The sequence below is a fragment of the Shewanella sp. 10N.286.51.B2 genome, from assembly GCF_041469265.1.
GTDB lineage: Bacteria > Pseudomonadota > Gammaproteobacteria > Enterobacterales > Shewanellaceae > Shewanella.
Genome location: NZ_JBFRKH010000045.1, coordinates 56,787 through 80,582, shown reverse-complemented (window position 1 = coordinate 80,582; position 23,796 = coordinate 56,787). Strand labels below are relative to the sequence as shown.

Here is a 23,796-nt window from a genome sequence, read left to right as displayed (position 1 = left end):
TGAAAAACAAAATAGGTATATTTCATCTGAATATACCTATTTTTATTTATCAAAAAAATATCAATATCACGATCACTGGATAATTAAGCTCAATACGCCATGATTAACCAGCTAATTCACAGCCCTAAAGGCCGCCACTCAAAACTAAACACTGGCCCCTTCCTTACTAAATAATCGACGTCTTACGCCAATATAAGCCAGCAAGCTAAACAGTAAAAATAAGCCCCACATTTGCAGCCACATTGGCAACACCGCTTCCCATGAGGCGCCCATTTGATTTAACTGCAACATACCCATAATGGCAGGTACAGCAGGGATAATTTGCGAAGCTTGCACTAACGGCTCAGGAATTAATGCCAGCGGCCACACAAAGCCTGAGACAAATAAAATCGGCATTGAGACCAATAATAATACTTGAGTGGGTAAGTCACGCCTGACAAACAAACAGCTTAATGCAACCCCGCACGCCGCAGTCGATAATATAAATGGCACCATAAACAGCAACACTTGGCCTAAACTCGCTTGCACACTAACGCCGTAAAAGTAGTAGCAATAGCCCAAATAAAAACATGAAAAAAAGCTATAAATTAAACTGAAAACGGCTATTCGTGCGGTGATCAACGCCAGTGGCGATACCTGCTGCCAATAGCCCTGTTTACGCCATTGGCCTGCGCCTAAAATACTGGCACCTATCAAGAGGGTTTGATGCAAGATCAGTAAAAATAATCCCGGCACCACATAAGGGGTATAGCCTAAACTTGGATTAAATGCCGGCACACTATTTAAATTGACTGAATTAAGATCTTGTTGAATTTGCTGCGGATTCTCGCCCCGCGCCAGTAAGCCTATCATTTGCACTTGTTTACTGGCATCCATGCCTGCTGCCACCAACCCTTCCGCCACAGCAGAATAAATTAAGAAGTAACTGGCATCACCACCGTAACTTAAGGTTGCCCCTTTACCCAGCAGTAGGTTACGCCTAAAGCCTTCTGGAATAACCAATAAACCAAAGGCATCTCCGTTAGCAATCCACTGCTGCGCCTCATTGATGCTGGCCACTTGACTAACAATTTTTATTTTTGAGCTGGCATCGGCATGACGCACTAACTGCCTGCTCAATGAAGAGTTATCATGATCTACCACGACAATTTTTTGCTCGGTAGGGACTTGATGTAAATAAGGCAGAGGGTATAACACCGAGTAAAACAGTAAGCCGCCAAAAACCGTCAGTACAATATCTTTATCACTTAACAGCGCTTTAAAATCAGCGATAACAAGTTGCAACCAATTCATCGTGCCTCCTGCTGTTGGCTCACAACAGCTAACGACTCAGCACTATTTACCGGCGCTTGTTTTTGACGAATGATTTTTGCTAATAACCAAGCAATAGGCAATAACACGAGAAAATATAACAAGGAGCTAGATTGCAATAATACCTGCCCAGCCTCGGCGCCATAGCTAACCACAATAACATGGGTGTCCATATAATGACTTGAAGGCATTAACAATCGCCACCACTGCGCCAATTGCGGCATATCATTAACTGGAAATGTAATCCCCATAAAGGCAAATGCTGGCGCAAACATCGCCGAGCCCATACTGATACTGCCAGCAGGCTCGCGCATAACCACCACCACTAATATGACCAATAGCCACAAGGCCCCTAGCATCATGGCCTGAGTCAGTACTAACAAGCCTAAGCTGCCAGCAATGGGTAAGCCTAAATAGCCATATAACCAAACTAAAATAAAGCCGCCATGGAGCAACATGATTGGCGTGTAGAGCATGACTTTAGTGGCCACTAATTGCCAAAAATTATCAGGCAATAAGCATTTATCTTCACCTTTGATCAAACTAGCATTTAAGCTATTCACGAACACCATCATTGATAATAACTGCAGCAATGCAATTAATACTGGCGGCACTAAAAATCCGACGTAGTTATTATTACGATTAAATAAAGCCGTGGTTTGACTGGTCACTGGGGATAAATTTACTGCAACAGATGCTTTATTGGCACCGCCTAAAAGTTGTTTTAGCCCCGCCACTTGCATTAACCCTGAGCCAAGGCTTAATTGTAATTGACTGGATAACAACTTACCGACTAATAAGAACTGGCTGTTATAACGAATATCTATGGTCGGGCTAGCGCCTGTTAATAAGCCATGCTTAAACTGATGGGGGTACACTACCAGCGCATAGACCTCTGCAGTACTCATAGCTTCTTGAGCCAGTGCCAGATTAGGATAAGTTTTAGGGCTGATAACGGAGTTAGCACTGAGGTTGCGAGTCAATGTTCGCGTTAGCTGGCTGTTATCTAAATCAACCACTGCTACGGGTAATTGTCGTGGTAAACCTGCACTAAATAGCCACCATAAACACAACATGCTGATGATGGGAATGTAAGTCACCAAGGCTAATTGCCAAGGTGAGTTCCACAGTGTCTTGAGTTCTTTCTGTAATAAAGCTCCCATGAGCGCCTCTAGCCTCTACTGGCTTGTAAATGCTGAGATTAATCTAATGTCAGTAATACTGACATGCCCACTCTAAGATCATCAATGGCTTCATTGGGGCGCAGCTCGACTTGAAAAGTACGCATATCAAAGTCGTGACCACTTTCAGTCGATCTCCAGGTAGCAAAGCTTCCCATCACACTGATGTGCGCCACTGTAAAGTCTGTGGTCAGTTTTAATGCCGGAATGGTTAGCGACACAACATTGCCCACTTTAAACTCAGCCAATTGGTCTTCACGTAGTTGCAATACGGCCCAGGCATCCGACATATCAATTAAACTGACCACAGGAAAACCACTTGGGGCTAACTCACCCGCTTGCAATAACACGTCACTGACTTCAGCTACTTTAGGCGAGCGCATTTGGCTGTCGGTTAAAATGGCATTCACTTCTTTGACTGCACCTTCTGCCATACGGGCATTACCCGCCGCAGCCGCTTTGGTTTCGACTCGGGCGCCTTCATCGGCCATTTCATACATAGCTAACGCCGCTTGCTCAGTGTATTTAGCTGCTTGCCATTGGGTAAAGGCTTCATCGCGCTTTTGTCTGGCAACCACTCCTTCATTAAACAAGTTTTCAACTCGCTGATAGGTGGTTTGCATTAACTCTGTCGCCGCCTTAGCTTTGAGCCATTGCTCCTTTGCTGCGGTAACTTGCTGTTGTCTTGCGCCGTTATCCGCCTCTTGTTGCATGGCATTGGCGGCGTCACGACCGCCCTCCGCTTGCATTAATTTAGCGGCTAATTCCGGGCTATTAATGGCAAATAATAAGTCGCCAATGGCCACTTTGTCGCCGCGCCTAACCATGACTTGCTCAACGCGGCCGGGCACTTTAGAGGAGATATTGTATTCTCTGGCCTCTATTTGCCCCTGCAATACACTGGGTTTAGGCTCAAATGCCAATCTCAAGCCGTTAGCTAATATGCCCACCAAAAAAATAATGGCGATAACTGCAATAATCTTATTAGCCCGCATGCTGGCTCTCCTGTAATTGGGTTCGACCGATAAATTCATCCACTTGACCGCTGATGGCCATTAATCTGGCATATGCTTGTACATAGCGATATTGCGCCCCCAGTTGCTGGGTTTTAACAGCGCTGAGTTTAAGCTCTGCATCCACCCGATCGATTGAGGTTGATAGACCTTGATTAAAGGCAAGTTCACGTAATCTCAGGTTTTCGGTAGCGAGAGCTAAAGAGGCATTAAGGGCGTTAACTTCTTCATCTGCTTGCTGGAGTTGGCGATAGCTTTGATCCACCAGCAGGCTTAAGTCTTGCTGAGTTTGCGCCTTAGTATGCTTAGCTTGCAACAAGGCGCTTTGGGCGGCTTTGACTTTACCGCTGCGGCCATCACGGCTAAATATTGGCACATTTACGCCTAATCCAACCATCCAGTCGGGTTCAATTTGCGAAAATAAACTATCGTCCTCGTAAAGGGTGTAATTACCGTATAAAAATACGGTGGGATGATACTTACCCTTTTCGAGTTTAATTAGCCCATTCGCTTGGGTTTCTTTAGCCTCCAGCAGTTTTAGCGCAGGGTGCTGGCTGATGGTTAACTGGCTTAAGCGCGGCAATGATGGCGGCTGCGCCAGTGAGAATAACCCCGATGTAGGAGTAGCATTGCTCAGCTGCAACATTCTCGATAAAGCAATGGTCGACATTTCATATTGGCGTTGGGAGCTGCCTAAATTAACTTTGGCATTTTCTAGCGCCACTTGGGCATTTAAGCGCTCAACTTTGGCAATCTGCCCTTCGCGCTCTAATTTCTGCGCGTGTGACGCGTGCTCGGTTAACGAATCAACCAACTGTTGATTCGTTTGCACTAAGGTTTTGGTCACTGCTACTGCAAAGTAGCGATCGACAAGCTGGGTAAACAGCTCGCGGCTGACTAAGGCGTACTGATGCTTTTTTTCTTCCACTTGGGCGGCTTGAATACCTTGAGCCGCAGTAATTTGTCCACCAGTATAAATTGGCCACATGGCTTTTAAACTGGCTCGAAAAACGTCTTGCTCGGTAAACGGGGTCACAAACAGTGAGCCGGGGATCGCACCAATGATATTGCCAAGGGCTGGCGGCAGAGCGGCGGGATCTAATGATGCAATGGGATTAAGATCCCGTAAATCAAGTTCTACGGGTTTTTCTAAGCGGGTATAACTTCCTGATAGATCAAGCGAGGGCAAACTTAAGTCTTTGCCCGCATCTTGCTCCGCTTCAGCGCGGCTGACTTCTTGAGATTGCGCCTTTAACTTATCACTGACCGTTAGCAGTTGTTGCCAAGCCTGATTAAAAGCCAAGGGCTCAGCCTGAGCTGCGCTAATAACGCTGATCCCCACAACTAAAAATGCGGCAAAACGACTGCACATAATACGATTACAAATGACCAAATAGCCCATTACACCACCCTGATTAGATTTTTTACTCTATGTTATTAGCAAGTCGTGACTAACTTTACTTTTTACATCAACAACAGTTAGTTAAGTGTAGCTAAATATAAAGCAATGTCGATTAGAATGGCCTAAATAACTAAGGTGCTATTAAGGCACCTTGGTTTCATTGTTAAGCAGTGCCGCCAACGGTTAAACTGTCTAACTTCAAGGTAGGTTGCCCCACCCCAACTGGTACACTTTGACCATCTTTACCGCACACGCCGACACCTTGATCTAAGGCCAGATCATTACCCACCATAGATATTTGGCTCATGGCTTCTGGGCCGTTGCCAATAAGCGTAGCCCCTTTAATTGCTTGGGTGACTTCGCCATTTTCAATCAGGTAGGCTTCTGAGGCTGAGAACACAAATTTGCCTGAGGTAATATCCACTTGGCCGCCACCAAAATTAGGCGCATAAATGCCTTTCTCTACTGACTTGATCATTTCTTCAGGCGTTGAAGTGCCAGCTTCCATATAGGTATTAGTCATACGTGGCATTGGCAGGTGCGCATAAGATTCACGGCGGCCGTTACCGGTTGTCGGCTCGCCCATTAGACGCGCATTAAGCTTATCTTGCATATAGCCCTTTAAAATACCATTTTCGATTAAGGTGGTCTTTTGGGTTGGCACCCCTTCATCATCAATACTTAATGAACCACGGCGATTAACAATGGTGCCATCATCCACTACGGTAACTAATTCTGAGGCCACTTGCTGACCGACTTTACCGCTAAAGGCACTGCTGCCTTTACGGTTAAAGTCACCTTCTAAACCGTGACCTACTGCTTCATGCAGCAATACGCCAGGCCAGCCGTTACCCAGTACTACGGCCATTTCACCTGCTGGGGCATCAATAGCATTGATATTCACTTGGGCTTGACGCACCGCTTCACGGGCAAAGTCAAAACACACAGGTAAACCGGCGTCATCAGTTGCCATAAATACGCTGTAATCATGACGACCGCCGCCACCGGCACTGCCGCGCTCACGCTTACCGTTATCTTCTAAAATAACACTACAATTAAAGCGCACTAACGGACGAATATCCGCCGCTAAGGTGCCATCACTGGCAGCCACTAAAATTTCTTCATGTACGCCAGACAAGCTCACTACCACTTGAATAATGCGGCTATCTAGGCTACGAATATAGGCATCAGTTTGCTTGAGCAAATTAATTTTTGGCGCTTCTTCCATGGCCGCTATTGGGTCATCACTACTGTAAAGCTTATGGGTGTCATGACGTTTAAAGGCATGTACTTTGTGCTCTTGGCCCGCCAAGGCAATGCCTCTTGCCGCTTCTGCTGCTGCGCGTAATGCTGCTGGATTAATTTCATCAGCATAAGCGAAACCGGTTTTCTCGCCAGTAATGGCACGAACACCGACTCCGCGCTCAATATGAAAGCTACCTTCTTTGATAATGCCATCTTCAAGCGCCCAGGTTTCATGGCGGCTGCCTTGAAAATATAAATCTGAAAAATCAATATTATGCTGATGAATAATGTTCAGATAATCTTGCAGCCCGTCAAGGGTGAGTGCGCCTTGTAATAAACTTTGTTCTACTTGAGCTAAAAATGGCATTAATTCTCTCTTTAAGCCCCATGGCCTGTATGTGGATTCTTGTCTCTCCGAACTTAATTCATCGCTCGGTATGTTAGCTAATTCAGTATTTATTTTAATTGGGGCGCAATAAAGCGATTGTGCGCCGCCACTGGAATTTGTTGTCTTATGGTCGCTAAGGCGGCTAAATCAAGCTGGGCTTGCACCCAACCTAGACCGGTCTTTTTCTCAGCGATAATCTTGCCCCAAGGGTCTACTATCATACTTTGGCCCCAGGTTTCTCGGCTACCTTGGTTATGCTGACCCCATTGATCGGCAGCCAGAAAATAACACTGGGTTTCAATCGCCCTTGCTTGGATCAAGGTTTGCCAATGGGCTGCGCCTGTTACCTTAGTAAATGCAGATGGCAAGGCAATAATTTCTGCCCCCGCTAACCTTAATGCCCTGAATAAGTCAGCAAAACGTATATCGTAGCAAATGGCTAAGCCTATCTTGCCAAATGGGGTGTCAATGACAGTGATACGATCCCCTGGGCAAAAAGTATCACTTTCTCGATAGGATTGCGTTTTATCGGCAACCTCAACATCAAATAAGTGTAACTTATCATAGCTGCCTAAGGTATTGCCTTCATCATCAAATAAGTAACTGCGACTATAGACCCTAGCTGCATCTGCAGAAATCGGGATAGTTCCGGCCACCATATAAACATGATGACGCTGAGCTAATGCGGCCAGTTGCTGTTTAAGTTTGCTGGATTCTTCCACAGCAGCAATAGCTAATTGCTGCTGCTCGTGACCACCAAATAGCAAACTGCACTCAGGCAGTACTACCAGTTGCGGTTCATTAGCCTTTCGAGGTAATACACTAAGCTGCGAGTCGATAAAGGCCAGATTGGCTTTGACATCTGTGCTGCTTTGACATTGCAATAAACTGACTTGCATTGGCGCCTCCTTGGCATTGTCGATGATACAGGCTAAAGGACACGATATTGGCTGCGGCCTCTGTGGCTGCTTCATCTGCTTTTAGGTTTATGTCAGTAGCATCTACTTCATTAACACCAGCGTCATTAACATTAGCTTTATTAACATTAGCTTTATTAACATCAGTTGCATTCGGCTGATTTTCAGAGCGGTTTAGTTCTACACTCTCAGCTTTAGAGCTAATAGCTTCCGAGCTTACCGTACCTGCCCCGACCTTATCAGGGCTGACTTGTGTTGCTGGCGTTCTTGGCAAAATTGATTCTGGGATTTCGATTTCTTTACTTTTTCGCTCAAGCTCTTCTAATTGTGGCTCGGTCATAGTACCACCAAGGCGAAAACGAATTTCAGAAATAACCTCAATCACAGGCTCTAATACCTTGGTCAAGGCAAAGGCACCTAAGCCTAAAGTCCATGCGCTGGTACTAAGTAATACCACTGTAGGCACACTTGATGCCAATTGCGGAATAAAGCGAATATCATAATTTAAACTTTGGGTGGTTAAATCAGTATAACCACGCACTTTCATATTACCGGCAATCGCATCCATTTCAGTGTCAGTGGTTTTAACCACACCGTTATCGATATTAAGTGAGCCCCCGAACGAGTCAAAGTGTAACCCTTTACCAAACACATCAGAAAAATCTAAAGATAACTTACGCACTATAGAATCTAGGCTAAATAGCGAGAATATCCGCGCACCTTTATCACTAATTTCAGATAAGTAACCTTTGCCCATATCAAAACGTAATTTACCGTTTAGGGTGTCTAATGAGAAACCATAAGGCGGGCCCTGCCATGAAAACTCACCAACTAAATCAAGGGGGGCGTCTTTTAAGCCGGGGTTAATCCCAAGGACTTCTGACAATGCATCAAATTTACTGGCTTTCAATTTAACATCAAACTTAGTCAGGTTTTTGCCATCTTTAAAGGTCCAATCGCCAGTAGCTTGCAAGCTAACAATGGGCCGGGTGAGGGTTAATGTTTGAAAGCGATAACCGTCTTCATAAGGAATACCCTGCAGCACTAAATGGCCCAGACGCCTATCGTAGATGCCAAAATCATCCACATCCACAGCTAATGGCGGTAAATTATCGAGCATATTATCTGGGCTGAACTCCGCTTCTTCAGCAGGTTTAACCCTGGGCGTTAAATGCAATTTACTGGCAACAACTTTTAAGCCTTGTTCACGCCAACTGGAATAAAAATCAATCCGCCCATCAAATTCTTGTGACAAAACATCAAAACGCCATACATGCTCTAACGGCTTGGCGCTAAAACTCAGTTGATTAAAGTCTTGGGCTAAAATATCTAATTTACCCACCTTGGCATCAATTAACGCTAGCGGCGGGAAGAAGCTAGCTTTTGGCCGCGTTAGGGTAGCTTCTGTGGTGCTAGGCTGGTTTTCAGTGGGCGCTGAGGTTTCCGCTGCATGGGCTGTCACAGTATCAACCACGGCTGACTCAGCTGCAGGCTTATTGGCAAAAATACTGGCCATTTCCTCTTCAGTATTTACCAGTGCCGCAGCCGTGGTATCTGGAAGATCGATACTTGAGCTTGCCTTATCGGTAAATTGACTGATGATCGGCAGCCACTGAGTCAGCACCGCATCAGGTAAATCAATAATGATATGACCTTGGTCTTTGGCAAGCTTGTCGCCTAACTTAAACTGACGCCCCAAGATCAGATCATAATGGGCTAAATTATCACCACTTTGTTGATTGAAGCCGCCCCAAAACTCAGCTTGTTTCGCTAGTTTAAGCCCCAATGAGGCCTGTTTATTATCGCCAATAAGCTCTGCACTTAATCGGGTAGGCGTAGCGGCTGCTTTTGTAAACGGCGCAGGTAAGGATAATTCAGCGCCAACTAAGTCTGAGTTAAGCTGTACTTGCAGGCTGTAACCTGTGGCATCAAATATCATAGTGACCCCGCCATCCCAATCCAGTTGACCGGAATAATAGTCAGATAACGGGTTATCAATATAATCAGGTAGATTGTCTAAATCCCACAATCCTTTTAAACCAACGCTTAAGGCTAAATCATCAGCTGAGGTTTTGTTGGTGCCAAAATCAAATGTCAGTGGCTGCTCAAATAAATCTGCGTTGATTTGATTGCCGTTAACTTCAGCATTAATAAATGCCACAGTGCCATTTACTTTTTCCAAGTTAAGCCCTGGTGTGGCGATAAACACCTGGTTATCGTTAAAATGAATTAAGCCTTTATTGTCAGCAACACCGCCCTCATACAGCGGAATGGTTAAATCTAAATCACTGATAATATCCCCTGAAATTTGTACCACATCCAAGGTCGTCCCCACAGATGATTGCAAAGGCGAGTTATCAATAAGCGTTTTTGCAGCCGCTGCTGTTGCCGCGATTTCAGCTTCAATTTTTAAGGTGGTATCTTTACCCATAAACGGAATATAAACATGGGCGCCAGCAGCATTTACGTCTAATAATTTGCCCTTATTAATCATGATATCCATGGCGGCATTTTCAAATAAGGCATATAAGCTCAAATCATCAACTTTGGGCCAATCAGGCTGAAACTCAAATGCGCCGTCATTAAGGTTAAACCCAGCTTGAAAAATACCTGAACTGTCTTGATAAGGAAAACCGCTTAGATCACCATGCCACACAACTTGCGCATCAGGAATATGACCTTTGAGAATAGCCTGGTTTAGATAACTGACTAAATCATCACTCATGGTTTTAAGAGGGAAATAACGCCCTGCATTGGCAGCATTGCTGATAGCCACATTAGCATTTAACGCCAAGTGCGCTTGCGCAGCCATATCCAGCTGCATTGATGCGGCGAGATCAATATCATCATTGTAAAAATGGACTTTGGGTAAGGTAAGCCGTAATTTAGCTAAACTATACTGCGCTTTAAATGCATCAGCCGATAATGTTAGCGGCGCTTCAAAACCATCTTGAAAATCTAGCTGATATTGCTGCGCAGGAAACTCGGCACTTAATAGATTATTAGCCCAAGAAAGGCTGCCATCAATGGGTTTACTGCCGGGAATATTCCCCGCAGCTTGCCATTGCAGTTGTTTAATATCAGTTTTAAACAATAGCGGTTTATCGGCAACTTTGAGTAATTGCAGCGGCCCAATACTGCCCTGTGGTTGCAATTTACCCCATTGCTCAACCCCTTTAAGGCCCATTGACGGGATTAACGGCAATAATGGTGTCAGCATTTCTGGGGCGATTTGATTAACGCTAACGGATAAGTCACGGTAGTTGGTTTTTAAAGACAGCTGTAACTCAGGCCAAGCTTGCTCATTCGTTTTAAAATCAAGGTCATAGCTATTAATCTGCCAGCCGTTATCACTGGGTTGCCAAGTTAACGCGCCGCCACCAATTTCAAATTTCTGCGACTCAGTAGTCCCATGCCATTGTAGCCAACTTGGCTCAAAGACTAATAAACCAGTATTAATGGTGCGGTGCTCAAACCCGAGCCAAGCTTTTAAATTTACAATGCCTTCAAATTCAATACTATCAAGCTTTAACTCTTTCTCATGTTGTCTTGATGCCCATTCCCCCAAGTCCAACGACTCAGCCGAGATATACACTTGGCCCTTAAGATTATCGGGTTGATAACCACTGCCTTTTAAATCAACTCTTAAAGCCAGTAGCTCTTTTTCTGAAGCTTGCTCATCAAGATGTATAAAGCCTTTAGCTCTGTGCATGCCCGCCATATTATGCCAAGTTAAATTACTAATAAATATCGGCCGATAATCATGGCTGTTACTGAGTAATTGTAAGGTGCCATCACTGATTGAAAAAGTCTCTAGTTGCTCTAACAATAGCGCATAGAGCCAATCGAGATCACTAACTGTGCTTGAGGAGGCGTCTGATACAGCGAGATCATCCAGATTAAGAGCGACTTGAATACCATCAAATTTGACGGTTTCGATTTGAGGGGTCAGAGTCAGTAATGTTTGCCAAAAGTCGAGCTTAAAGTGCACTTTTCTGGCAATCACGGTCACAGGTAAAGCTTGCTGCGGCGGAATAACAATATTGCTGATAGTTAAGGCTGGGCCATAGGCCTGCCATTCAGCAGAGATCTCGCCGACTTGAACTTCTACCTGATATTGTTCGTGTAAATAACTAACAACTTCAGAACGTACTTCAGGTAAATGAGGCAGTAACCCACGGATAAGACTCACCGCTAGCGCAAATAGTACTAAGACTACGGCTACCGATTGAAAGCATATTCTAAAAACTGTTAATGTTTTACTTTTGGGCACTACACCATCACCACGTCATACTTGTTTTGGGTATATAAAGTTTCATTTTGCAGCCGAATACGTTTACCAATATACACTTCAAGCTCGGCTAATAAATGGCCTTCTTCGTTGCTTAAACTCTTGTAAACCGCTGGTGAGCAATACAGCAAAAACTCATCAGCTTGGTAAGCACGATTTAAACGAATTATCTCTCTAAACACTTCATAAGACACTGTTTCAACGGTTTTCATTGAGCCAGTGCCTTGGCAAGCTGGGCACTCGCCGCAAACGACATGCTCTAAACTTTCACGGGTGCGCTTACGGGTCATTTCCACTAAACCTAAACCCGAAAAACCGCTAACACTGGTTTTAACTCTGTCATTAGCCAACGCGTTATTTAAGCTGTCTAGCACCCGCTTTTTATGCTCATCATTAAGCATATCAATAAAGTCGATAATGATAATGCCACCTAAATTACGTAACCGCAGCTGCCTAGCAATCGCTTGAGTGGCTTCAAGGTTAGTATTAAAAATGGTCTCGGCTAAGTTACGATGCCCCACAAAAGCGCCGGTATTAATATCGACTGTGGTCATGGCTTCAGTTTGATCAATAATTAAATAGCCGCCTGACTTTAATTCGACTTTACGCCCCAATGCGCGCTGAATTTCATTTTCAACGTCATAGAGTTCAAAAATAGGTGCTGGCCCTGAGTAATGCTCAAGTTTTTCGGCAATTTCAGGCATAAACTCTTGCGCAAAACCCTGCAGTTCTGCAAAAGTGCGTCGAGAATCCACTTGAATATGGTCAAGTTCGGCGCCAACAAAGTCACGAATAATCCGCACCTGTAGGGCTAAGTCTTGATACAACAAAGTCGCGCCTTTGCGCTTTCTACGTTCACAAACTTTTTTCCATACCCGTCGCAAAAACGCGGCATCTTGAGCCAGTTCATCATCGCCTACGCCTTCAGCAGCGGTGCGAATAATAAAACCACCATCTTCATCAACATAAGGTTCGGTAATCGCTTTTAAGCGAGCCCGCTCAGTCTCTTCTTCAATCCGCTGAGATACACCCACATGGCTTGAACCTGGCATAAAGACTAAGTAGCGTGAAGGCAAAGTAATATCTGTGGTGAGACGAGCACCTTTAGTACCAAGAGGATCTTTGACGACTTGCACTATGATGTCCTGACCTTGCCTGACTAATTCGGCAATATCACGCACCACAAAGTTGCCTTTTTCAACATCGGCAACACATTCGGTATGGGGAACAATATCTGAGGCATGTAAAAATGCAGCTTTTTCAAGACCGATATCCACAAAGGCAGCTTGCATACCAGGTAGCACCCGACTGATTTTACCTTTGTAGATATTACCGACTAAACCACGCTTCATACGTCGTTCAATATGGACTTCTTGCAGAACGCCATGCTCAACCAGTGCGACTCTCGCTTCTGTTGGCGTCACGTTAATCAGTAATTCAGAGCCTTTTTTACGCTGAGCTTTAGTTTGCATAAGCCACCTGTTTAACGTCTTGTTATACGATATGGGTTATCGAGCCAACTTCTGCAGCTCAGTGTCAAAGACAGATAACCTAAAGGAGTGTTATTTATTTAATCAGGTTCATTTCAGTGAGTAGTTCGCGAGTCTCTACTAACGGTAACCCGACGACGGCAGAATAACTGCCAATAATGGTCTTTACAAAACAACCACCTAACCCTTGAATACCATAAGCACCGGCTTTATCCATTGGCTCTTGGGTATCGATATAGGCATCAATAGTCTGGGCGGATAACTCACAAAAGGTCACCGCCGTTTGGCAAAGCCTTGTTAAGGTTGTAGTACCATTAGTCACTGCTACAGCTGTCATTACTTGATGGGTTTTCCCCGACAATGACGCTAAAATAGCTTGGGCATCTTGTCTGTCTACTGGCTTACCTAAAATCTGCTCACCTAGCACCACTATCGTATCTGAGCCTAATACTTTGGCATCGTCGATGTCAGTACATAAAGCTAAGCCTGCTGCGGCTTTTTCTTTGGCTAATCGCAGCACAAAATCGACTGCTGACTCACCAGGGATAAGTGATTCATCAATATCTGGAGCCACTTGTTTAAAAGAAAATCCAGCATCTGAAAAACCAGCTTGGGCCAGTAATTCTTTACGGCGAGGTGATGTTGAAGCAAGAACCCAACTCATACTTAGCGAACCTTATAACGTCGACGAATGTTGCGTAACACCCAAAAAAACCACCACCACATGAAAATACTGGATATCGCAGGTAGGAACATCGACCAATCGAAGCCAACCCCGTTAACCACAAATTCGACCCAATAAATAATCAAATGGTATAAACACACAAACAGCGCCACCAATATAGACTGCTGCCAGCGGGTAAAGTTACGTAACCTTTGCGATTGAATCACAATAAGATAAATGACAATCGAAAGTGCTAACGAGCGCACCCCTAAGGTCGCGCCAAGCAGCACATCAAGCAGCACGCCAACGACCCATGCGGTAAGTACGCTATAACGATGTGGCAGTGCCATCGCCCAATAAATCATAACCATTAACAACCAATCTGGTCGCCAAGCTTCAACAATGGGCGGCAGCGGCATGATTTGAAACATCATACTGACAAAAATGGTGATCAACACCACCATGCGGCCATTGGCAATATGCGCACTCATTGGCTCACCTCAGTATCGGTCACTAATTCAGCATCTGCCTCAAGGGGAGGAATATCGGAGACTAATGTTGGCTTGAGAGACTCAAGGTCTTCATCAGGCCAAATCAATAATACATAACGGATACGGTCTAAGGCCGCTAATGGCTGCGCAGAAATAACTGAGTAACTTTGGCCAGCATCACGAGAAATGTTCATCACTCGCGCCACTGGATAACCTTCAGGAAAACGCTTACCAAGACCCGATGTCACCAGTAAGTCACCCACTTTAACGTCGGTACTTTTAGCCACATGGCGTAATTCGATTTCATCGATATCACCGGTGCCCTGAGCAATGGCGCGAACATCATTACGGGTAATTCGCACCGGAATACCATGGCTGGTATCAGTCAATAATAATACTCGACTGGTAAGTTCACTCACTTCAACCACTTGGCCAACAACGCCTTTGGCATCGACAACCGACTGGCCGACGAATACCCCTGTGCGAGCGCCGTGGTTAAGTACCACATAATGCCTGAAAGGATCGCTTGCCACTTCCATCACTTCTGCGACCACTTTACGCGAGTCCATGTGTACCGGTGAGCCGAGTAAGGCTCTAAGGCGCTCATTTTCTTGTCTCAAGTGTTCAAAACGTTGTAAACGCTCAGACATCAGTAATTGCTGGCGCATCAACTCTTTGTTTTGTATCGCCAACATATTACGGGTAGCAATAGAATCGGCAGACCAATCCAGCATCACACCAGGGACATTAGCTAAATATTGAAGCGGGCTTAAAACAGAAGAAATGGACTGACGAAGAGGTTCTAGGCGATCATTAGCGATAAGTAATACCACCGACAAGATAATTGCCAGTGTTAATCTAAATTGTTGCGATATACCACGAACAAAAATTGGTTTCATAATTATCAGGCGGTGACATTTTAGCTATAGAAGTCAAAATATACACCGCCATTGGTTCGCTCTTTAGTTCTCTTCAGAGAATAAGTCGCCACCGTGCATGTCGATCATCTCTAGCGCTTTACCGCCACCACGAGCAACACAGGTTAGCGGATCTTCAGCAACCATCACCGGGATACCGGTTTCTTGCATGAGCAAACGGTCAAGATCACGCAATAATGCGCCACCACCGGTTAATACCATGCCACGCTCAGAAATATCTGAAGCCAGCTCTGGTGGAGACTGCTCTAATGCAACCATTACCGCACTCACAATACCTGATAACGGCTCTTGTAGCGCTTCTAAGATTTCATTGCTATTTAGGGTAAAGCTTCTTGGTACACCTTCGGCAAGGTTACGACCACGTACTTCAATTTCAAGTACTTCGTCGCCAGGATATGCAGTACCAATAGTGTGCTTAATACGCTCAGCCGTTGCTTCACCGATTAAGCTACCGTAGTTACGGCGTACGTAGTTAATGATGGCATCGTCAAATTTGTCACCACCAATGCGTACTGATGACGAGTAAACCACACCGTTTAACGAGATAATCGCCACTTCAGTAGTACCACCACCAATATCAACAACCATTGAACCTGTAGCTTCTGATACTGGTAAACCAGCACCGATTGCAGCAGCCATTGGCTCTTCAATTAAGTAAACTTCACGCGCACCAGCGCCCATGGCTGATTCACGAATTGCACGACGCTCAACTTGTGTTGCGCCAACTGGCACACAAACAAGGACACGCGGGCTTGGACGGAAAAAGCTATTGTTATGCACTTGCTTAATGAAGTGCTGTAGCATTTTTTCAGTCACGTAAAAGTCAGCAATTACGCCATCTTTCATTGGGCGAATTGCTTGAATATTTCCAGGAGTACGGCCTAGCATTTGCTTTGCATCTGTACCCACAGCAGCTACTGATTTTTGTCCGCTGCTGCCACGCTCGCCACGAATCGCGACCACCGATGGCTCGTTTAGCACGATCCCCTCGTCACGAACGTAAATTAATGTATTTGCCGTACCTAAATCGATCGATAGGTCATTTGAAAAAACGCCACGCAGCTTTTTGAACATGTATCTAGCCTGTATTCTGTATCGTCAGAAGAAAGAAAAATCAGGTAACTTTATCAATGCCGCTGGCTTTCCACAAGACCGAACAGGTTAACAATCGCTAATCTAGGGTTTTTTTTTCTATATTAGGCAAATTAATTAAATTTTGACTTAAAACAGCCTATAAACGCTGAAAAAAACATCAAAAACCAACCTCCATGGAATCGCGATATCCAAGACTCACGGCTTAACAGCAGTAAGTTTTGGTCAGCGTTAGCTCAAAAGTAGTATTAATGACATTAAGGCAAATGACCTAAGCGCTAAAATCAGCAGCTAACGGACTTCGCGCCAATAGATAATCCGATCATGACCACGATAGCGACCAAAAAAAGCGCTAGCTCTTGGGTCATAAAGGGTGGTGGAAGATAAATCGTCCCAATCCCAATACCATTGCAGCCACACTGGCACAGTTAAAGGCGCGCTAACTTGGCCTCTATAATCATTAGGGCCAGTGATAAGTGCATTCCATAACAAGGTAAACTCACCGTTAGCAAAACTGCTTGATTGACCAGTTCGCTCAATCGCTTGGCCAGACGTTAATGCCGGTTCAAATTGATAACCCAATGCAGCATCATCAGTTTGACGAGTTAATGCTGGCGTAACCACACTACAACTATCTTCAACATTTGTAGCCCAGTCACTGCCATTCCAATATTCAGCACGAATTGGCATTTTTAGGGTATCGTTTTCAGCACCATAGGTATTATCCATCACGATGCGTCCATGGCGAAAACGCTGAGTAGAAAGCAATTTAGCATCACAATTGCTGCCACAAATGCCCGAGGTGGCCGCATTCATATCAGGGTTGGCCACAAAGGCGAAATCACCATCGTTGTCATCGACAATAACCCCAATATCAAAACTGTCAAACGGGCCATCTTGGTTAGGCGCAGTCAGTCGGCTTAAGTTTGCCATGTAGCTACTATCCACTGTTGCGACACCTGCAACCCAAGAGCTTGCGGATATTGGCAATGCGCTCAAGCGATTGCGTTTATCATCGCCATCATCACTGTCTTCACCCACTAATAACGCAGTGGCTTTAGAGAAATTGCCTTGATAATTTTTAGTTACCTCACTGCCAATATTAAAGGCACTGATATTCATTGCCAGTGAGAATGGCTGGTCCATATAACTAAAGCCTGTGCAGCTAGGTAAAACACTCACGCCACTAATGGCGAATCTATCAGGTACAAAGCGGCCTATATTGCCCGAGCTGGCCAAAGGGATATCGTAAAAACTTGAACCTTCATAAGTGGATGGCGACTTAACTGTAAACTCAAAAACCCCTACTTCACTGATTGACTGAGTAATGCTATTAACGTTATTGGTTGCTGCAATATGGTTGTAATTATCAATACTAAGGCTGCCTTGCTCACCAGGTATTGGCGACACCAGTTCACTGCCCAGCGTCATCCCACTATGGATATAGTTAGGCGTAGTTAAGTTGTCACAAAAATCGCCATCATTATCAGACTGCCAAGCCATACCTTGTATCGTAAAATCAAACTCCTCACCGGCTTTTTTATACACATTGCAACTGCTATCGCCCGCTGCACAGCTAGCATTGGCATCAACAGGTTTAACGCATAAGCCGACAGGAAAGCTGACAAATGAGTCTGCGCCCACCATCACTAATCCATCTTCCTCGCCAGTGCCATCGTATTGCGCATTTAATTGCATCTGACCCGCATCAGGGTAATTCACGCTAATATCGGCTTCGCCATTAGCATCAAAATCCAGCGATATCAGTGTGCGTGCGCCAACGGATGTCCCTATATCAGTTGCTGCGCCATTACCGGTTACTGCAACTTGCGCCCCAGATATAACTGAACTCGGCGAAACGTAATCGCTCCAAAAGCCCACATCTTTAGTCACATCAGCAAATTGCGGTACGCACGCTTGTGAGGCATCATCTTTTTTCACCGCAGAAACGCTAATACCAGAGGCAGGTTTATTAGCCAGCTTGTCCGGCACAGTAAAAATAAAGCCGCTGTCAGCAAAATTAAAAGTACATTGCGCCGCTGTGGGGGTATTACCGGCAATGCTACATAAAGTCGTACTAAAAGGTTTAGCGCCTGGTGTTGAACCTGTGACATCTATCGTGACGGGTCCTGCCACATTATTACGCAACTCTAAGTTAGTACTACCATTGCTGAAACTAACCACATTACCACCAATCCAGCCACCGCCAGTGGCAATGGATACAGGGCTTAAGGTTGCCGTGACAAAGTCTGGGACGGTTTGTGAACAATCTGCATTAGCGCAAGCTTTCAAGGTCATCGGCTCAGCATTACAGGTTAACGCCGCACCAGTATGAGTGAATTCAAAATGGTCTATCACCACCCCTATCGGGTTGGAATCAAGCGCACAAATTTCAACATTATCAATTTCATGGTTATTAGTTGCCCCACCTGTCGAGCCTGTTAATGACAGTAAAAAATCAGTAGGGACATCAGACTGGTTAGGTTCTGATGCGGCATCAAAAGGGGAAATAAGCATTACGTAACCGTTGCCATCACCAGTGTCACGCTCAACACTGACCATAGATTGTCCAGCCACTTGGGAGTCAACAGTTATACGATAGCGATGATTTGCATTTTCATTATTATCGACCGTAGGCGACAAACAATCTCCATTAGGGTTATTTTGACCATTATTACAAGTACCACGTAGATAATCATAACCACTAGTACCTGAACCTGAGCCACGAACGGCTACAGACTGCTGTCTTCTACCAGGTCCTCCAGGGCCTCCCTCGGTAGAAAAGTTACCATATTCATCAATACCAAAACCTAACCACCCGCCAGCAAAACCATCGACATTCGAACGAGCACCGTAACCTAATGGACCACCATATGAACCTGGTTGAGGAGTAATTGAGGCATCGGATAACACAAAAGCGATACCATCAGCACCGCTACCAGCATAGGCGTAATGATCAAATTCAATAGTCACTAAGTTATCGGCTGCTGGGAAAAGTCGCTGATATGTCGATGACGTCGCCTGATTACCAGCAGCTTCGGTTATCCGAAGTCGACTATTCACAATAGCAGGAATAAACCCACCACGACTTTCAGAAACCACCCAATCATCACCCACATCACTGCGAGTAAAGTCATCAGTAAAACATTGGGTAAGCGGTTCTATTTTTTCCAATGCAATAAAGCTATATTCCTCCCATCTGTGACGTCTTGAATCATTAAAATACTTATCCTCGTCAATAATCATACTGACTTTATCGTTACTTAACTTGCACCGTCGTAACCATCCACCATCACGACCCAAACTAGCCGTTTGTCCAGCAACAAAAATAGGTGTCTCAGTAAAACCATCCAAGTCTGTACTGAAGTTACATTGAAGCTCAAAGTCCTGTCCTCCGCCAATGTTTTCAAATGTCTGTGCATTGCCAAAATGATAATTAAATTTGTCACCATTAAGCTCGAGTGCTTCATCGCCAGAACCTGACCCTTCCTCAACGCTTAAATAGGCGATGGTTTCAAAGTCCAGCTCATCGTTCAATAAATTACCGGGCTGACATCGACTATCCTTGAACACTTGGGCTGCATCCATGGCCAATTGAACACCTGAACCAGAAAACTTCGAAGTCCCCGTTAACCAGCAATCATTATTGCGAGTCTGTAATTGATTCAATAATACGTTTTGCGAACTTGCTAAAGGGACATCTATATAAGGCGATCTTGAGCCAAGCAGTGCTTTATCATACTCAACGGTGCCAGCAATGAGTTGCGTCCCATTCGATAGCTCATGAGTCCCTTCGGTCACTGCTATCCAGTGAATTTCAGGCATAAGAGTGCCTATATCGCCAGGGGTATTATCTTTCTTAACCGGTGCAACTTGTTCCCAGCTGAAACCTTGAGTAGATATTGTTTCTGGTTTCAATACCACAGAAGCTGGTTCATCATCTTCAGGATCATTTTCTGAAATCGTCGGCATCAAGAAAATAAGCGGTGTTGAGCCTGCAGGAAAGGCGCTTTCGAATTCCACATTTGATGTGGTTGATTTGCCATATTGGATGTGAAATGGGATAACAGGATCCGTGGGAGTACCTATATGTCCATCACCGTTCATAACTAAGTATTTGGAAGTCACACGACCAAAAATAGTGCCTGAATTAATTGTTATTCTATTCTCACTATAAACATCAGCATTGATTTCAGCATTAATGTTTGTGCCGCTAACATCCTGATTATTTATTGTTAAATCGTTATAGGTAATTACCTGAACACCGGCTTCTTGTAGGGAGTTAATTGTCCCACCATTAATTTGCGAGTTGTCATTGATAAATATTCGTACCGCACCGCTAGTTTCAATTTTACTTGGCGCATCAAGCTGAAGCGACTTTATCCAATAATCCCCAGCAGGAAATTTCAAAATAGAACCTTGTCCAGCCCTTAGAGAATGGAATCGGTACTCGTTATTTACCCCTGAAAAAGTAACAGTACAATCGTTAAAAAAACTCAGCTCATTAAACTGAGTGTCTCCGTTATCGCCTAAGCTAATCTGTTGTCCTGAATTACAAAAGCCAATACTGCCAGCGGAGCCGTTACTAGACTCGAAAGCTTGGTTACCATTCATTTTAAGGCCTTGAATAGAAGAGCCTGTAACCGTACAAAAACGTGGGCTGCCATCAGCAGCATCACAACTGTCTGCGGGTAAGCCATTATTGGTGTTTACTGAACAAAAAGTTAAATTATTTCCTTGAGTTCCGCTTATATCAGAACCAGGATTAATAGTCAGTTGAGGGTCAGTAATAGTGTTACAGCTACTACTATTGTCAGAATGATGCCCTTGAACAATAGCAGGCCAGATTGCAGATTCATCGATCACGTCAAACGCAGACACTTGGGATGTACTACCAAAAAGTAATACCCATAATAAAAGCCATTTTCTAGACAAACTAATTCCCACGGGCTTCCACCTCTACTTGTCGATTAACCCGCAGGCAATCTGTTGTAGCCGCATCGCCGCTACAATTACCGGTTTCACAAACTGCATAGCTAAGAATGCTATATTGGGTCACGCCGTTAGCCACCGTAGGGGTACAAATCACTGAAACTCTACAGCCGTGAAAACCAACGGTTGATGGCGCTATCCAATCGTGGCGAACTGAACTACAAACACCAACGCCACCAGCAACCGGAAATAAACTTGCTAATTCAGCATCTGCGCCGCTATTGGCGGCAAATAAGGCTCTGGCGCCCCACACTTCAAGATTGACGGCATCATCACCATCTTCCAGCATCCGAATTAATGTGCCAGCCAGTAAAAACATGACAATTAAGACAAAAATAGCAATCACCAAGGCGCTGCCTCGTTGACGTCTTGCTATTAAGCCACTAGCGCTTAGTGCCTTGTTTAAGGGGTTATGGAACATTCGTCACCTTAACTTGATGCTGATATTTGAACGTTTCGCCATTAACACTAAATCTGGGTTCAATATGGACTATGGCATTTCGCATTAGGTTTTGTTCAGTCAGTTTAATAGCAGGCTCTAGTAGCAGATTGTTACTAACATTTTCTGCCATCAATACCGCAGTGCCCATTTGCGATGGTGCGGGCTGACTCGCTATATAGCCATAGTCAGCGTAACGATAAAGTTTTACCTCACTATTGCCTATAGGGCTTTCAAAACAATAACTAATAGGCTGACTAGCAAAGTAAATTCGCTTAATTGGCGACTGCTCGGCAAATTGAGCTAGGCCAGTAAATGTTAGCGTAAGCACATTGGCTGAACTTGAACTTGATTGCAGTTCAAATCGTTTGTTTCTGCTGGCTTGATATACATCGTTAACGCCGCTGCTATTGCTAGCGAGTGGATAAACCAGCGCATATTGCCCTGCATTAATGCTAATGCCATTATCAATCACTGTGCCGGTGACAAGGGCATCATCAGGGTAAATGGGCAGCTCAAGGTAACTGGTGCTGGAATCAATGGGCAATAATTCAATACATTGATAACTGCCACCTGTTGCAGTGCGTAATCTGACGCTATTTGGCACTGCATTACGAATATCACGGGTCATGCGTTCAACCGCAAAACGGCTTTGGCTGAGCACTTGATCAATTGAGCTTGATTCAACAAAAATACGGGTACCAAAAATAATAAAACCGCTAACCCCAACCACCAGTATGCCCAAAATCAAAATGACGGTGACCATTTCAATTAAGGTAAAACCGACCTGTTTAGCGCCTAATTTCGACAATCCTTTTGCCCGTTGCAGTAAGCCCATTAGTAATTACTCCTTACCGCTTGGTAAGTGATCACTTCACCAGCAGGTGTAGTGACATCTACAGTAATTAATTTTTCGGCTTGGCCGTTAAGGTATGACACATCAACTTCTAACTCATAGCCCAAATACACCTCGGCGTAGGTCTGGTTTGAGTCAAGCATGAGACTGCTAATATTCAAGCCTTTGTAATCATCCACATCATTGAAATTATTACGGCTTTCACCGTTTGGCCCCAGCGTGGTTGAACAAGCTACCCCAGCAGCAGAATTACACGCTGGTATACCACCATTTGGATCGGTATTTTCATCAAAGCGCTTACCCCAAATCTCATTCATCACCGAATGGGCAAGCTCTGCAGAGCGAACTCGGGAAAGTGTTTCAACAGCGCGATCGGCTTGGGGTAATAACATTGAAGTCATCAGTACAATAGAAATGCTTAACACCAGCATTCCCACCACTAATTCAATCAAGGTAAAGCCTGATTTTTTAGTCGTAAAAGCATTAAATGGGGATAATTTATAGGCCATGAATGTAGCCCTCTGATTCCATTGCAATCCCCAAGGTTTCATCGGCTACCGCATTAAAACACAAGCCTGAGCAATTAATGTTTGAGCGGCCATAATTATCAAAATCTAAAAAGAAGGTCGTCGCGCTTGTACTGGCCAGCTCGATATAAGCGCCACCCTGAAAAGCTTGTTCCACTTCTGTTCTCAACAGGTTTGCGGTATTACAGCTTGCGGAGGCGGTGTTAATCGTTTGCGAATAGTGGCTAAGCTGATAACCCGTTGGCGACACACTAATACGATAACAACGATCGCTATTATTCATTGCTCTTAACTGCACTTGGCGCAGCTCACTGATAAATTCATTTCGCAGAGAATACGCGCTATAGCTGGACTGAGGAATGAGCCTTGGGATCACAAACACAGCGATAATCCCTACGATTAGAATCGTAGTCACCAGCTCAACTAAGGTAAAGCCACAATGAACGCGTTTATGTTTAAGCCCGAGTGAAAAGATCGTTACCACCTATCAAAAAGTAAATCAGTTATATAGTATGGCAAAATATAGCATAAACGTCTTGATATCCTTTATTAAAATTGC

17 protein-coding genes are annotated in these 23,796 nt (G+C 44.6%); all 17 read right to left on the bottom strand.

Features of this window, described 5'->3' with window-relative positions; genetic code table 11:
- Positions 1–144: 144 nt before the first annotated feature.
- The 17 genes from AB4140_RS12485 to AB4140_RS12405 all read right to left on the bottom strand — a co-directional run bounded on the left by AB4140_RS12485 (position 145) and on the right by AB4140_RS12405 (position 23,712).
- Positions 145–1,293 carry an ABC transporter permease gene (locus tag AB4140_RS12485; protein WP_372001137.1) on the bottom strand — a complete coding sequence of 383 codons (1,149 nt, stop codon included), beginning with the start codon at positions 1,291–1,293 and terminating at the stop codon, positions 145–147.
- Entirely contained in the window at positions 1,290–2,474 is a 1,185-nt protein-coding gene (locus tag AB4140_RS12480; protein WP_102439990.1) for an ABC transporter permease, read from the bottom strand. Before AB4140_RS12480 ends, AB4140_RS12485 begins: the two co-directional genes overlap by 4 nt.
- A gap of 38 nt (positions 2,475–2,512) precedes the next feature.
- Positions 2,513–3,487 (bottom strand): HlyD family secretion protein, encoded by a 975-nt coding sequence (locus AB4140_RS12475; RefSeq protein WP_372001135.1) that lies wholly within the window; start codon positions 3,485–3,487, stop codon positions 2,513–2,515.
- Complete coding sequence (locus tag AB4140_RS12470) at positions 3,477–4,877, bottom strand: TolC family protein (protein ID WP_102475501.1); 1,401 nt, start codon at positions 4,875–4,877, stop codon at positions 3,477–3,479. The genes AB4140_RS12475 and AB4140_RS12470 overlap by 11 nt, the downstream gene beginning before the upstream one ends.
- 193 nt (positions 4,878–5,070) lie before the next feature.
- Positions 5,071–6,519: a metalloprotease TldD gene (gene tldD, locus AB4140_RS12465; protein WP_102439992.1), complete on the bottom strand. Its 1,449-nt coding sequence runs from the start codon at positions 6,517–6,519 to the stop codon at positions 5,071–5,073.
- Between the two features lie 89 nt (positions 6,520–6,608).
- Positions 6,609–7,439, bottom strand: coding sequence for a carbon-nitrogen hydrolase family protein (locus AB4140_RS12460; RefSeq protein ID WP_372001133.1), 831 nt, complete (start codon positions 7,437–7,439; stop codon positions 6,609–6,611).
- Positions 7,363–11,649 (bottom strand): YhdP family protein, encoded by a 4,287-nt coding sequence (locus AB4140_RS12455; RefSeq protein WP_372001131.1) that lies wholly within the window; start codon positions 11,647–11,649, stop codon positions 7,363–7,365. Before AB4140_RS12455 ends, AB4140_RS12460 begins: the two co-directional genes overlap by 77 nt.
- Before the next feature lie 80 nt (positions 11,650–11,729).
- On the bottom strand, positions 11,730–13,220 hold the full coding sequence (gene rng / locus AB4140_RS12450) for a ribonuclease G (RefSeq protein ID WP_303460624.1): 1,491 nt from the start codon (positions 13,218–13,220) through the stop codon (positions 11,730–11,732).
- Positions 13,221–13,314: 94 nt separating this feature from the next.
- Positions 13,315–13,902, bottom strand: a complete 588-nt coding sequence (locus AB4140_RS12445) for a nucleoside triphosphate pyrophosphatase (protein ID WP_102439995.1) — start codon at positions 13,900–13,902, stop codon at positions 13,315–13,317.
- 2 nt (positions 13,903–13,904) lie between these two features.
- Positions 13,905–14,393, bottom strand: coding sequence for a rod shape-determining protein MreD (gene mreD / locus AB4140_RS12440; RefSeq protein ID WP_102531486.1), 489 nt, complete (start codon positions 14,391–14,393; stop codon positions 13,905–13,907).
- Complete coding sequence (gene mreC / locus AB4140_RS12435; protein WP_102439997.1) at positions 14,390–15,292, bottom strand: rod shape-determining protein MreC; 903 nt, start codon at positions 15,290–15,292, stop codon at positions 14,390–14,392. The genes mreD and mreC overlap by 4 nt, the downstream gene beginning before the upstream one ends.
- Positions 15,293–15,355: 63 nt before the next feature.
- Complete coding sequence (locus tag AB4140_RS12430) at positions 15,356–16,405, bottom strand: rod shape-determining protein (protein WP_076538556.1); 1,050 nt, start codon at positions 16,403–16,405, stop codon at positions 15,356–15,358.
- A 309-nt stretch (positions 16,406–16,714) separates the two neighbouring features.
- On the bottom strand, positions 16,715–21,370 hold the full coding sequence (locus AB4140_RS12425; RefSeq protein WP_408019741.1) for a DUF6701 domain-containing protein: 4,656 nt from the start codon (positions 21,368–21,370) through the stop codon (positions 16,715–16,717).
- A complete protein-coding gene (locus tag AB4140_RS12420; protein WP_372001126.1) occupies positions 21,360–21,836 on the bottom strand; it encodes an MSHA biogenesis protein MshP in 477 nt (158 codons plus the stop codon). The genes AB4140_RS12425 and AB4140_RS12420 overlap by 11 nt, the downstream gene beginning before the upstream one ends.
- The gene (locus tag AB4140_RS12415) at positions 21,826–22,692 is read right to left on the bottom strand and encodes a PilW family protein (RefSeq protein ID WP_372001124.1); all 867 of its coding nucleotides are present in this window, start codon (positions 22,690–22,692) and stop codon (positions 21,826–21,828) included. The genes AB4140_RS12420 and AB4140_RS12415 overlap by 11 nt, the downstream gene beginning before the upstream one ends.
- Positions 22,692–23,219, bottom strand: a complete 528-nt coding sequence (locus AB4140_RS12410; protein WP_102440001.1) for a prepilin-type N-terminal cleavage/methylation domain-containing protein — start codon at positions 23,217–23,219, stop codon at positions 22,692–22,694. The genes AB4140_RS12415 and AB4140_RS12410 overlap by 1 nt, the downstream gene beginning before the upstream one ends.
- Entirely contained in the window at positions 23,209–23,712 is a 504-nt protein-coding gene (locus AB4140_RS12405) for a Tfp pilus assembly protein FimT/FimU (protein ID WP_102520487.1), read from the bottom strand. The genes AB4140_RS12410 and AB4140_RS12405 overlap by 11 nt, the downstream gene beginning before the upstream one ends.
- Positions 23,713–23,796 lie beyond the last annotated feature (84 nt).